Genomic DNA, 13,289 nt, shown 5'->3' with positions numbered 1-13,289 from the left:
AAGCGAGAAAATAAATACTGGAACACTGTACACTTACGTGACAGATGAGCAATCGCGGAGCGGGTGGGTTGCTCGGTAGACGACCGCCCGAAGAGGAGACAGGACTCCCCAAAGACGAGATATTCGACCTCATGAGTAACCACCGGCGGCGGTACACCATCCACCACTGTAAACAGGCGGACGGCCCGGTTTCACTCTCCGACCTCGCAGAACAGGTCGCCGCGTGGGAGAAGGACAAATCGATTAGCGAACTCGGGTCCGCAGAACGGAAGACGGTGTACACGTCACTCCAGCAGACACACCTCCCGCGACTCGAACGTGCGGGCATCGTGACGTACGAGAACGGGGAGGTCGAGTTGACGAATCAGACCGAACGACTCGACATCTACCTCGACATCGTCCCCGAGAACTCGATTCCGTGGGGTGTGTACTATCTCGGTCTCTCGTTCCTCTCGTGTCTCGTCGTCGTCGGACTCTGGATGGACGTCCTCCCGACTGGGGCGGTGCCGACGCTGGTGTATCCCACGATAATCATCGCCGCGTTCACTGTCTCGGCGGCGTACCACGCCCTCGCGAATCGACGGTACCGGTTCGAAAACCTCGACGAACCGCTCTGAGTAGGCGGCGAGGACCGACGAGAGTCGAATGGGTGAGACGAGGAGGCAAGACGCGAGCACTCACAGACCGAAGGAGTGCACACTCAGAGGTTCAACCAGGCGTGCGCGTGGAGGTCACCGAGAGAGTAGTAGTAAATCTCGTTGCCGTCGATGACAGCGTACACTTCGATGTCTGGGTCGTAGATGACACGTCGATTGGTGTCGATAGCGACGTCGACGAGGTCCGCTAACGTGAGTATCGAGATGTACTGCTTTTCGGACTCAGTCGGGAACTCACCGCGTGAAATCCACTCGTCGTGCCTGCTGTGTGAGATACGCGTCCGAAGTTCTTCGGGGTCACTGACCGCTTCGGTACGGACGATGACGCCACAGAGTCCGAACAGGACGAGTCCGACGAGCGCTAGCCCACCATACTCGGCGGGGTCAGATGGTCGCTGCACCTCTCGTTGCACCGTCTCCGAGTGAGTCTGTGAGTCGGCAACTGCACCGTCGAGGTAGTACGCCTGCCCGGAGATGACGAACGGTGCACTCGTCGAGAGCGACCCTTCGTACGAGTCCGTCTGGTATGTGACGTTCAGTTCGAGAGAGACTCGAAACCGACCGACACCGTCTGTCTCGGCCCGTTTCGTCTGAATGTCTTTGCGCATCGCCGAGACGTTTATCGAACGAGTCGCGGCGACGCTCCCGTCGGAGACACTGCGTCGTTCGTCGAGGAGCACCTCTTCAGACTGGTAGAACGGTTGGTCGCCGCGCACGCCGACGACGTTCATCGTGAGTCGCTGTGAGACCGTCACGTCCTGACCCGGTGGGACGTCCGTCTCGGCGTGAAACGAGAGGTTTGGCGTGACTGGAACGAAGTACGCAGACCGGTTTTCGAGGGTCTCTCCCTGTTCGTACAGGGTGGAGTTCCCAGTGACGACGGCACTCGTTCCGACCGAGGACTCGATGGTCTGGACGTTGACCTCCTCGGAGACAGTCTGTGTCGTCGGTGTGAAAAAAACGTACCCTGCACCGAGAAGACAGAAGAGACCCGCGACTGCGAAGAGCACGACGAGTGGCCGTGCCTGCTGTGTGACGAACAGTTTGAGGCGGTCTTCAACAGCCATTGTCGGGGAGTGCAACTAGTTCCGAGTGAGACCGGTTCATAGTAGCGCGTATGTCAACGCGGAACAAAGCTTTTGTCCTAGAAGCCGAACTATCTCGAAAGAGAGCGTGTCTACATACGATGTCCAACGAGTCGTCGGACCAGAGTGACCGAGAGATTGCCACCTCGACGTTCGAGGACTGGTTGACGCAGAAAGCCGCCGAAACCGACAGTTCGCGAGAACGCGTCTTAGAGCAGTTACTCGACTCGTATTGGACGCTCAAAGAAGTCACGCAGGTGTTGGACGGGCGGAACCGAACGCCGATGTTCGCCGACGATGGAGGTGGTGAACGACCGGGTGCCAACCGACACGGGCAGGCAGCCATGACGGACGGCGCAGTAACCGAAGACGAGTTCGACGAGTTAGTCCAACGCGTCGAGTCACTCCAGACCGAACTTCAGACGGAGTCACGGCAGCGCTCGACGCTCGCCGAGGAAGTCCAATCAATCGCGGACAGACTGGACGACGTGGAAGCCGGCTACGAAGACGTAGACGAACTCACAGACACCGTCGACGACGTTCGGTCGACACTCGAAACAGAGCAATCCCAACTGCAGGCCCGACTCGACGAGGAGTTCGAGAACCTCCGGACGATTCTCGAGTATCTCGTCCAAACGGGCGACGAACTCGACGTTCGACTCACGGAGACGCAGGCACAGTACCAAGCGGAGATTAGAGAACTCAGAGCCGAGCGTGACCAACTGCGCCGTCTCAGAGAGGCCGCACGTGAGGCCGGAACCCACACCGCCGACTGTGAACAGTGCGGGGGAACAGTCGACTTCACGCTCCTCACGTCTCCCGAGTGCCCGAACTGTAACCGGACACTGACCGGTGTGGCCGAAGAGACGACCTGGTTCTTCCTGTCGACGTACACGGCGACGACAGGAAGGTCACCGGGTGCATCTCCAACGGAGACGACAGGTCAGTCGAAGACAGCAGACGAACCAGCGTCGACCGCAGAACAGGAGAACACACGGACGCGTGACGGCGGTGAAGAACCGTCGCATACTGGCGGCGAGACGGAGGCAGATGTAGACCAGACGGAGGCAGATGTAGACCAGACGGCGACCGAATCAGAGGCCACGCAGGCCGAAAACACGTCGTCACCGAACAGGAACGAGTTCGAGTGGCTCTCCTAGTATTCGGTCGGTCACGTGAACTCACACGAGTGTGACTGACCCGTCGGCGTCGAACTCGACGACTGCGTCGAACAGCGAGTAGAACGTGCGGACCGTCTGTTCGTCGTGGCGGGTCGGGTCGAGATGGAAGTGTGCACGCCCACCGGCGGCGCGAATCCGCCCGTGGAGGATGTGTAAAAACCGGAAGACGCGCTGGGTGTCTCCCACGGCGTCGAGGAGGTTCGAGAGTGAGTGGAAACAGATGGAGATAGGGACGCCGGCGTCGTTCCACTTGGACAGGACCTTCGTGGTCAGGATACCGATGCGTCGGAGGTCTCTCGGCGAAGCGACGTTCATCACCTCGACGCCCTCGTACTCGGCGACGTCGCCGGATACAGAGTACGACTGTGCATCGACGAGTGCCTGGGAGTGAACTGCACCGCTCCGGAGTCTCTGGAGGGTATCGCGTTGTTCCGCTGGCGGCACGTCGACCGATATCACGAGTTGGTGGTGATTCGTCACCGTCGACTCGGGGGACATCAGTCGTTCACAGAGACGGTCGTCTACTGGACCACCCGGCCCGACGAGCAACGTGGTCTCGTCTTCGACCTGGTCGAGCACAGCACCCGCGCCAGAATCGACGTCGACTGTTCCACTGGATTCACGCTCGGTACTGTTGATGTCGTGAACGAAGTTCCAGTCCCTCGTCGTCCTGTCGCCCGCCACCTCGCTCTCGCCACCGCGGGGTCGTCGCTCGCGAAGGGAGTTGGCGAGGTCTGAAAGCGACGCGTCTGTAGTCGCGTCGGACGTCGAAGCATCGTCGTACGCATCCGTATCGTCGTGGGACACGTCGAACGTAGTCGTGTCTAACGTGGGTCCCTCGACGACATCTGCAAGTGACGACGAGTCCCCCTCGTCGGAGTCACCCGTCGACGAACGTGACTCCGTCTCGTCGTAGTCGTCCATGCAAAAAGTACTCTGTCAGTGTCATTAAAACTTGGCATGAGCACACCCGTCTCGTTCCAAATTCCGCTCACAGAACGGGGTGAGAGCAGTGATTCGCCGTCTGTTCGCGGTGATTCGTGAACGGAATTCACGACCGAGCCAGTATTGAAAAGATAGTTTTGGCCTGAAAATAATTGTTTGGCCATATTTGGGCCCTATACTACAAAACTGCACTCATTTGAAGCCAATTGAAGATAGATTAATTATCTTGAGTCAAATATAGCCAAAAAGATTCGAGAACAATACTAATATTGTCGTCTCGATTCGTACCTCGTTTACTATGCAGAAAAATGTCTTCTGGGCCGCCCATACACAACATCTTCATATATGAACATCACCAACCATGCATTAGACTTGTGTAATATATACACATCTGTAGAGAATCATCCCGTCGAGGACTCGGAACAAACCACATCGGACAGTACGACGAAAGAACCGAGTCGGTGGTCAGTTACCGCTTTCCGAACCGAATCCCGTCTTCGACCATTCGGAGGTTCCGTTCGCGGTCGATGTGCGGTTTCAGCCAGTCGTACTCCTGCAACTGCAAGATGAGGTCACCCTGGAGGTTTCGCCACGCGATGGCGTAAATTGGAGACTGCCCCCACGCGCGAAGTTCGGGAACGAACTCGTCGTACTTCTCGTAGTGGTCTTCGAGTCGCTCGATGGCGTCGACGACGTACTGGGCTGCTTCTGACTCCGACTCGGCGTCGACGATTGCACGGTTCAACCGGGTTTCGAGCCCCTGAACGGCCTTCTGCATGTCCTGTGCGGCCGCGCCGTCCGACTCCGGCAGGGCGTCGATGATGGGTTTCGGGACACCGAGTGAGAGTTCTTCGACGGTCATACTGTGCAGTGGGTGACCAGATAGCAAAAAGGCGGCGGCGTCGTCTCACTGTCCGTCGCTTCGTGGTGACTCACGAACTCGGGCACGTATCGGGTGCGTTGGCACTCGGAGGCCGTGAAAAAGGAAAATTGAGGTGTGCCGTTACAGACGGCGACGGACCAGCGCGAGCACCAGAATCAGTGCACCGAGCATGGTCGTCAGGCCGAATCCGGGCGCTTCGGAGTCTGTCGTCTGCGTCCCGTCGGCGGCCTCTTCGGCCGTCGACTCGGCAGTCGTCGTCGCCGTCTGCGCCTCGGAGTCCGGCGTCGACTCAGATTCGGTCTCGGACGAGTCGTCAGTCGTCGTGTCCGACTCGCCGTCAGTCTGTTCGTCCGCAGGTTGGTCGGTCGACGTCGGTTCGGGCGTGGTCGTCACCGTCGTCTCCGACTGGGACGACGGGGAACTCGAACTGTCGTCGTCGTCATCGTAGTTCGACGAGGGCGACGAGGAGTCCGACCCACCCGTGAAGGAGTCGTCGGAACTCTCGTCGACGTCGAACGTCACCGACGTGGAGTCCGAGTTCGACGCGCTATCGACCACGTCGACGGACAGCGTGTAACTGCTACCGTCGGTGAGGCCAGTCGCCTGGTAGGTTATCTCCCCGGCGGACTCGTCGAACGACAGGTCCGACGTGACGTCGCTGCCGTCGAACGTCGCCGTAATCGCGCTGGTGTCGACGTCGTCTTCCGCGTCGTCGTAGGAGACGGTAATCGTCGCCTGCGACGTTCCTGCTGGAAGCGTGCTACCCGAGGCAGTCGGCGTCAGCGACGACCCCGTAATCTGCGGCGCGGTGCCCGTGCCGATGGTGAACGACTGGTCGGACACGCGCGTGTTCCCGTCAGCGTCGACCACCGTCACCCGGACCGTGTAGGCACCGGGGCCGAGGTCGAGCGCCGTGTAGTTCGCTTGCGACGACGTGATGACCGCCTGGTCCGTCACGTCGGTGAAGCCAGACCCATCGTCGAATTCGACGGTGATGGCGCTGGCGTCCACACCACTCTCGCTGTCCGTGTAGTCGACGGACGTCTTCACCTGTTCAGTCGTCGTTGGCAGGAGACTGCCACTCGTCGGCGACGGCGACTGCGTCACCGACTCGATGGTCGGCTTTGCGTCGTCGCCGTCGATGGTGAACGTCTTCGTCGTCGTGTTGTCGTTGCCTGCGCCGTCGGGGACGTTCACCTCGATGGTGTAGGTCCCGGCCGTGAGGTCAGTCGCAGTGTACGAGACACCGGACGACGTGACCGTCGCGGGCGCAGTGACATCGGTCGTTCCACTGGAATCAGTGAATTCGACCGTGACACCGCTCGTGTCGACACCGCTTTCGGTGTCGGAGTAGGTCAGGTCGAAACTGACCGAGTCAGTTCCATAGGCGTACGTCTTGCCGTCGGTGAAGGACGTGTCCAGCGACGGTGCCGTCTCGTCTTCTTCGACGGTGAACGACTTGGTCGTCGTCTGCTTGTTACCCGCTTCGTCGGTGACGGTCAGCGTGACCTCGTGCGAACCGGACCCGACGAGGTCGACGGCGGTTAGCGTCGTCGACGAACTCGTCACTTGCAGGTCGCCGGCGTAGTCGCCGGTCACGTCTGTTCCGTCGAGCGCGACAGTGACGTTGCTCGTGTTGATGCCGCTCTGTGCGTCACTGTAGTCGAACGTCACGTCGACCGTGTCGGTGCTGTAGTCGTACGGCGACCCACTGCCGGACAACGCGCTATCGTCGATGGACGGTGCCGTGGTGTCGGGTGCGACCGCACCGTACGTCGAGAAGTGCGACACGTTGACAACGTAGTACTCGGTTGGCGTGCCGGTCACGTTCAGCGTCTCGACCGTCGTGGTGCCGACGAGTTCCCACTCCTTGGTCGTCTCGTTGAAGTACCGGATATCGACGTCTTGCGGCGTGACACCCTGCGCAAGCTGAGACTTGTCGACCGGAATGCCGACGAGTGCGTACGACAGGTTCTGGTCGAGTTTGTCGCCGAGTTCACCTTTGATGAACTGGCTTCCCGAGAGTTTCTTCGACAGTTCGCCGACTGGGGTGTCACTCTCGGTGAGTGCACCGAACGCTTCGTTCACGTCGGTCTTCGTGTGGAGTTCGATGAACGTGCCACTCTGTCCGTTCGTGAGGACGACCGTCTTGTCGACCGTCTGGATGTCCGTCTGGACCTGTGCGGTCGCTTCGGCAGTGCCGGTGTTTCCGGCGCGGTCTGTCGCGTTGGCGACGAGGCGGTATTCGCCGTCACCGTCGTATGCGAAGGTCCCGTTCCAGCCAGACGCAGTCTGCGTCAGCGTGACTGATTCGTTCGCCCCGCCCGGTTTGATGACCGTCACGTCGGGTGCTGTTGCGAGCACCTCGTTCGCCGTGACGTTCACGACGCCTTCGTTCGACGTGACGTTGAGGATGGCCGCACCGACCGACGGTGCCTCTCTGTCGACGACGACCGTGAGCGAGGAGTTCAGCGACGAATCCTCGTTGTTCGCGGCGTCTGTCGCGACACCTCCGACGGTGTAGGTTCCGTCGTCGGGGAGTTTGTCGACTGCGACCGTCGCAGACCACGTACCGTCTCCGTTGAGCGTGGCGTCGAACCGTTCTTCGAACACCGTCGAATCAGAACTGACGACGGCATCGACGCTCGAGAGGGTCGACTCCGCGTCGCTCGCCGTGCCAGAGATAGTGAGCGTGTCACTGTCGTTGACGTAGACGGTGGTCGTCTCTGTCCCGTCGGTCACGCCAGTCGCGGTGACCGTCGGTGCGTCGTTGTCGACGCTGACCGTCTGCGTCGTCGTGTTCGCGTTCCCCGCGGCGTCGGTACTCGTTACTTCGAGCGTGTACGTGCCCGACGCGAGGGCCGTACCCGACGCGAGACTCCCGTTCCACGAGATAGTCGCGGTTCCGTCTGCCACCTCGTCGGTGACTGCTCGTTCGGAGACGGGACCGGAGGCGTTCGTGACCGCGAACGTCGTCGTTCCCGGATTCGCGTCCGTACTCTCGATAGAGACGGTAGTCGGGTTCGACACGCCGATTGCGTCGGTCTGGGCGGCCGAGATGCCGACCACCGGCGCGGCCGAATCGACCGCGAACGACCGGTTAGACGTGGCGACGACGGTTCCGAGGTTGTCGACGAGACGGACGGAGACGTCGTGGTCGCCGTCAGCGACCGAGAGCGTGTGACTCGTCGTCGAGAGGCCGTCCGTGAGCGTCTGGTACGCGCCGCCATCGACACTGTACTCGGTGTGGTTGATGCCGGTCGTCACGTTCGAGAGGTCGTAGGTCAGCGTTACCGTTCCGCTGCCGATGACGTCGCCGTCGGTCGGTGCTGTGACGGTCACCGATGCGTCCGGGTTGGTCGGGCGCAAGACGGTGATGCTCGTAGACGGTCGGTCGGCAACCGACACGGTGTGCGTGCCGTCGCTTTCCCACGCGACGAGCGTCGCGATGTTCACCGTCTTCGTGGTCTGTGGTCCGACGGTCACCGTCTCGTTGGTGACGACCGACCCATCGACGGAGAGGTTGAGGACGTACGTGCCTTCGACCTCTCCGGTGTTGTTGAGCGTCGCCGTCGCGTTGACGGGTTCGTTCGCGAGGATGGTCGTCTCGACGAGCGAGTAGCCATCGACCGAGACGTTCGCGGGTTCGAGGATGGTACTCGTGTTGGAGACCGAGTTGTTGCTCGTTTCGGCCGTGAGCGACAGCGTGTCTGCCGTCGTCCCTTGGGTGGAGATAGTTCGAACGACCGTTCGCGTCTCGCCGGGAGTGAGTGTCGTCTCAGTGGTGTCGACACCGAGTGGTCCAGTCACGTCGAGCGTGTCCGTCGCGTCGAACGCGCCGGGATTCGAGAGCGTGATATCGACTGTCACGTCCTCGCCGCGAACGACTTCGGACGGCACGTCGACAGATTCGACGACGACGTGGCCGGGTTCGTTCGCCGTAACCGTCAGCGAGTCAGATTGGTACGCCTCGGTTGCGGTGTCGTTCTTCGACGCCGTGACTGCGTAGTCACCGGTCGTCGTGGACGTGAAGACCGCCTCACCGTTCGCGTCCGTCTGGACCGTCTGTGTGCTTCCATCGGGGAGCGTGACGGTGACGTTCGACTCGTTCACAGGGTCGTTCGCGTCGTCGGTGACGGTGAACCGAACGTCCTCGCCGGCCGGAATCGTCGTCGCGTTGGCCGCGAGGGACAACGGAACCGACTGCTGGTCGACGTCGAGTTCGATGGTCACCGTCTGGTTCTGCGTGATGGTGGTGTCGTTCCGGGCGTACTCGCCGTTCGGTCCAGACACGCCAAACACCACGGAACCGACGAGGTCGATGCCAGTGCCGTCACTGGCCGGAATCTCGTAGCGGCCGTTCGCGTTGGTCTCGGCCCCATCGTACCGGGCGTCGGCGTCCGAACTCGAACTCTGGTGTGTGACGTCGACCGTCGCGCCTTCGACCGGCGTGCCGTTCGGCGTCACGACTTCGATTTCGACGTGGTATGCCTGCGGGAGGGTGATGTCGCCAAGTTGGGCGTCGCCAGTTCCATCGAGCGTCTGGACCGCAAACACGTCAGGGGTGTCGTCAGTCGGGAAGAACGTCTGGTTGCCGGCGTTCCGGTCACCGAGGTTCCCCTGGAAGTATCGCAGTTCCTGCGTGACGTTCGCGGCGGCGGTGGTGGAGAACTGGCCGGTCGTATCTGTCACCGTCTCGCTCGCTATCGGGTCGTTGTAGGTGTAGACCTCGTTCGAGTAGACCGTCAGTGTGTCGTTGACTGCCGGGTTTCCGGCGGAGTCGAGTATCCGACCGTCGACGGTCACACGCTCTGGGTCAGGGACGGTCAGCGTGACCTCGGTCGGACTGGTGACCGTCACGGTAGCGGTGTCGTAGGTCTGGCCCAGTCGCGTCGCGTAGACGAAGACAGGGCCAGTTGCTTCGAGGCCAGTCGTGTTTCCGACGACAGCCTTGCCGTCGGTGTTCGTGACCGCGGGCGCGGTAATCGGGTTGAACGCTTCGTTACCTTCCGGTTGGAACATCACCGACGCCCCCTCGATGGGAGCACCAGTCTGGTTCTCGACTGTGACGTTGAGAACGTGCCCTTGCGGGGCCGTGTACGACCCAATCACCGTGTCCGACGTGACGTCGACTGTCTCGAAGGGGTACACGTCGGCGATGCCGTCGCGGGGACCGATTCCGTTCTCGTCGCGCTGGGTGTAGCCGATAGCGAACGATTCGTTCGTCTCGACGTCGACGGTGAACGACCCATCGGACTGGATTTCGGAGAGGTGACCCTTTCGCTCGGGTTCGTTGTCGCTGATAACGTTCCCCTCGATGGCGTTGCCGTCGGCGTCCGTTATCGACCCGTTGACAGAGACGACCTCACCCTGCCGTTCGAAGACGAACGTGTGAGTCTGGTTCGAGTCGACGGTAATCGTCTCGTTGCCGGTGACGGACGTGTAGCCATCCGGTGCGTCGGGGACGATTTTGACCGTTCCGTTGAGTTCGTAGTCGTTGGATTTGGCACGGAGGTAGCCGTCGGCGTCGGTACGGTCGTTCCATCCCCACGCGGCCGAGTCGTCGAGGGCGTCGACTGCGCGAAGGAGCATCGGGGCATTAGGAACGGGGTTCCCGTAGCGGTCGACGGCGCGAATCGTCGTCTGGTGGCCGACAGGCACAGAGAGGTTCCCGAGCGCCGTGGTTCCAGTCGTGTCGAACTCCGTGACCTTCACGACGTCTGCGACGCCGTCTTGCTGGCCAATCTCGGTGAACTCGTCGTTCGGTGACTCGATGATGCCGAGACTCGCGGTTTCGTTGGTTGGCAGACCGATAGAGAAGTTTCCGCCAGCATCAGACCGCGCGTAGTTGAAGTCGCCGCCAGTGTTGACGACAACTTCGGCACCGGAGACGGGAGTCCCGTCCGGTCCGACGAGTCGGCCGGTGAATTCACGCTGTTCTTGGACGACGATTTGGTAGGACCCGTTCTCGGTGACGGTGAACTCGGTGTCGTTGTCGACCCACTTCGAACCGCCCGGTTCGACGTGCACACCGATGGTGCCGTTGAGTTCGGCACCGACGTGGGACGCATCGTCCCACACGAACATCCCGTTCGAATCCGTGTGTCCGTACTCGCCGGAGTCGGCGCTCCCGTTGACGTGTTGGACGTAGACCGGTGCACCCGAAACTGGGGCCCCGGACTGATTGACGACGGTGATGTTCACCGCGTGGGCGACGGGAAGTCGATAGTCGCCGACGTTCGTCTCTGACGACTCGACCGAGACGTTGTCCATCGTGTAGATGTCGACGATGCCGTTGCGTTCGTAATCGGCAATCGCCTCGTCCTGATTGAAGTCTCGGAATCCGAGTTCGTAGGAGATGTCTTGCTCCGCACCGAGTGTGAACGTCCCCGTGTCTGTGGTGACGTTACTTCCACCACTCTCACCGTGGAGGAGTACCTGCTTTCCACTCACAGGCGTGCCGTCGAGGGCGGTGACAGACCCGGTGACGAGCGACTGCTCCTGGAGCGTCAGTGTGACACTTCGGTTCCCGTCGACGAGTATCTCGGTGTTGTTATCCGACAGCGTCGCGTCCGCCGGACTGACGTACACGCCGAGCGTTCCGTTCGGTGCTTCGACACCCGGCGACGTCGCAGTGTCGAGGACGAGTTCGCCGTCGGCGTTCGTCGTCGCGCCTTCGCCGCTCTCGGCGACACTGTCGGCGTCTTTCGCCTCGACGATGATGTCGACGCCTTCGACCGGGGTTCCACTGGAGTCCACGACGGTGACGTTCACCAGGTGGCCCTTCGGAACCGAGAACTGACCGAGGTCGACGTCAGTCGTCGACGTTTCGACGACACCAATCGGGGCGAGGTCGGCGAGACCGTCTTTTGGGTGTCCGGCACTCGCCTGCCAGTTGGTCTGTTGGAAGTACACCTCGTACGTCCCGTTCGTGTTCGCGGGTATCGCATACGAACCATCGGATTCGAGAATGCCACTCGGTGCACCGGTGGTGCCGTTGATGCCGTGGATACCGACGGAGGCGTTTTCCACGGAGATACCGTTCGATGCCGAGACAGTCCCGTTGACGAAGACTTCCTCCTTCAAGACGACGGTGACGTCGTTGTCGCTGTCGGCGGTTGTCTCGGTGTGCGACGACCCGAGGTCACTTCCAGAAGGAGCGTGGACACTGATGTCCGTCGTCCGCGCGCCGTCGACTTCGATGCGTGCGAGACCGTCTTGGTTCGTCGTTCGGTCGTCACCGGCCCGTACGGACGTGCCGTCGACTGTGATCGCTTGCGAGAACGTAACCATCGCGCCGGAGACGTTCGTCCCGTCTTCCCGGACGACGTTCACGGTGAGGTTCCGTGCACTCGGGAGCGTTTCACCAGAGAGTGTCGTCGTTCCCGAATCGGCGGTGACCGGGCCCAGCGTGTGAAAGTCAGGAATCCCGTCTGCAGGGGCAGGAGTGTCGATTTGACCCTGGTAGTATGCCCACTCGTACGTCTGACCGGGTGTGAGGTCGACGCTGAAGTTCCCGTTCGAATCGGTCGTCACCAGTTCCCCGGTGGACCCGCGTTCGAAGAGCACCGAATCGTTCGCGGCGGCGGTGCCGTCAGGTTCGCTGAGCGTTCCGTCGACAGTGGCGACCGTCGGCAGTGTGATGGTGAGTGTCGTGTTGTCCGTCACCGTCGTCGCCGTCTGGTTGAACCCGTAGCCTGCTGGCCCGTAGACGGCGAAGTCGACTGCCCCTGTGAGTTCGACGCCAGTCTGGTCGTTCGTGTCGAGGACCAACTCACCGTTCGCGTTCGTGGTCGCACTGGCGAACGCCGACGACCCGTTGTTCTCGTGCCGAATCTGAATATGGGCGTTCTGAATGGGGGCACCGGTTTCGTTCTGGACGACGACCTGAACGAGAGTCGCGTTCGGAACCGTCCAGTTGCCGACCGACGTATTCGTCGCCCCCGGGGACACAGGAGTGATGGCGTAGATATCGGCGACCCCATCCTGTGGGTAGTTCGCCGACGTGTAGGCCGGGTTGTACTGTTCGAAGCTCAGATTGTACGTCTGGTTCGCCCCAGCCTGAATGTGGAACGTTCCGTCCGTCCCAATCTGGTCTGAGTAGTCGCTACTGCCGGAGAGAGTCGCACTCCACGCATCTGTCGGCGTACTCCCATCTGCGTACTGGAAGCCACCGTCGACGGTGACCGTAGACGAAGACGCGGCACCGGCGACAGAGACGCCACCGGTGATGGTAGACACCAATAGTATGAGTGTAAGTGTGAGTGCTCTCGCTGACTGCGTGTTCATTCCTGCCAAAACACTTACCAGACAGTTAGATAAATATAACTATTCTAGACATTATTGAATAGTGACTTATAGGGCTATTTAAAATGCTTGTAAAGAGGTATTAAACAGGTGTAGTACTCGGCGTAACTCTGTTCGACAAACTGCAGTGGTGCGATTCACCGGCCAGTAGTTCGTCGACAATACGTTGTTAGAAGTTGTGAGTTCGCGCCGGGGTGCCTCCGAAGGCCGTCCCTGACCTCCGGTTGTGACG

Annotated in this window: 6 protein-coding genes; 2 read left to right on the top strand and 4 right to left on the bottom strand. The window is 60.8% G+C overall.

Annotated features, from left to right (window positions below; translation table 11 throughout):
- Positions 1–44 precede the first annotated feature (44 nt).
- Positions 45–617: a DUF7344 domain-containing protein gene (locus tag GJR96_RS07235; protein ID WP_151162323.1), complete on the top strand. Its 573-nt coding sequence runs from the start codon at positions 45–47 to the stop codon at positions 615–617.
- 83 nt (positions 618–700) lie between these two features.
- On the opposite strand, the gene GJR96_RS07230 is transcribed toward GJR96_RS07235, so the two are convergent.
- Complete coding sequence (locus tag GJR96_RS07230) at positions 701–1,723, bottom strand: DUF5305 domain-containing protein (RefSeq protein WP_151162322.1); 1,023 nt, start codon at positions 1,721–1,723, stop codon at positions 701–703.
- A gap of 119 nt (positions 1,724–1,842) precedes the next feature.
- On the opposite strand from GJR96_RS07230, the gene GJR96_RS07225 reads away from it, so the two are divergent.
- On the top strand, positions 1,843–2,901 hold the full coding sequence (locus tag GJR96_RS07225; RefSeq protein ID WP_151162321.1) for a hypothetical protein: 1,059 nt from the start codon (positions 1,843–1,845) through the stop codon (positions 2,899–2,901).
- Between the two features lie 21 nt (positions 2,902–2,922).
- On the opposite strand, the gene GJR96_RS07220 is transcribed toward GJR96_RS07225, so the two are convergent.
- The 3 genes from GJR96_RS07220 to GJR96_RS18480 form a co-directional block, all read right to left on the bottom strand.
- Positions 2,923–3,846 (bottom strand): DUF7504 family protein, encoded by a 924-nt coding sequence (locus GJR96_RS07220; RefSeq protein ID WP_151162320.1) that lies wholly within the window; start codon positions 3,844–3,846, stop codon positions 2,923–2,925.
- Between the two features lie 490 nt (positions 3,847–4,336).
- Positions 4,337–4,729 carry a TraB/GumN family protein gene (locus tag GJR96_RS07215; protein ID WP_151162319.1) on the bottom strand — a complete coding sequence of 131 codons (393 nt, stop codon included), beginning with the start codon at positions 4,727–4,729 and terminating at the stop codon, positions 4,337–4,339.
- Between the two features lie 141 nt (positions 4,730–4,870).
- Positions 4,871–12,991, bottom strand: coding sequence for a beta strand repeat-containing protein (locus GJR96_RS18480; RefSeq protein ID WP_151162318.1), 8,121 nt, complete (start codon positions 12,989–12,991; stop codon positions 4,871–4,873).
- Positions 12,992–13,289 lie beyond the last annotated feature (298 nt).

The sequence above is a fragment of the Haloferax litoreum genome (assembly GCF_009674605.1).
Taxonomy (GTDB): Archaea; Halobacteriota; Halobacteria; order Halobacteriales; family Haloferacaceae; genus Haloferax; species Haloferax litoreum.
This window is presented reverse-complemented; position numbering and strand designations above follow the sequence as displayed.

Excerpts from the sequence above, each read along its gene's own strand:
- GJR96_RS07235 (WP_151162323.1), top strand. The coding sequence starts at position 45 with ATGAGCAATCGCGGAGCGGGTGGGTTGCTCGGTAGACGACCGCCCGAA.
- GJR96_RS07230 (WP_151162322.1), bottom strand. The coding sequence starts at position 1,723 with ATGGCTGTTGAAGACCGCCTCAAACTGTTCGTCACACAGCAGGCACGG.
- GJR96_RS07225 (WP_151162321.1), top strand. The coding sequence starts at position 1,843 with ATGTCCAACGAGTCGTCGGACCAGAGTGACCGAGAGATTGCCACCTCG.
- GJR96_RS07220 (WP_151162320.1), bottom strand. The coding sequence starts at position 3,846 with ATGGACGACTACGACGAGACGGAGTCACGTTCGTCGACGGGTGACTCC.
- GJR96_RS07215 (WP_151162319.1), bottom strand. The coding sequence starts at position 4,729 with ATGACCGTCGAAGAACTCTCACTCGGTGTCCCGAAACCCATCATCGAC.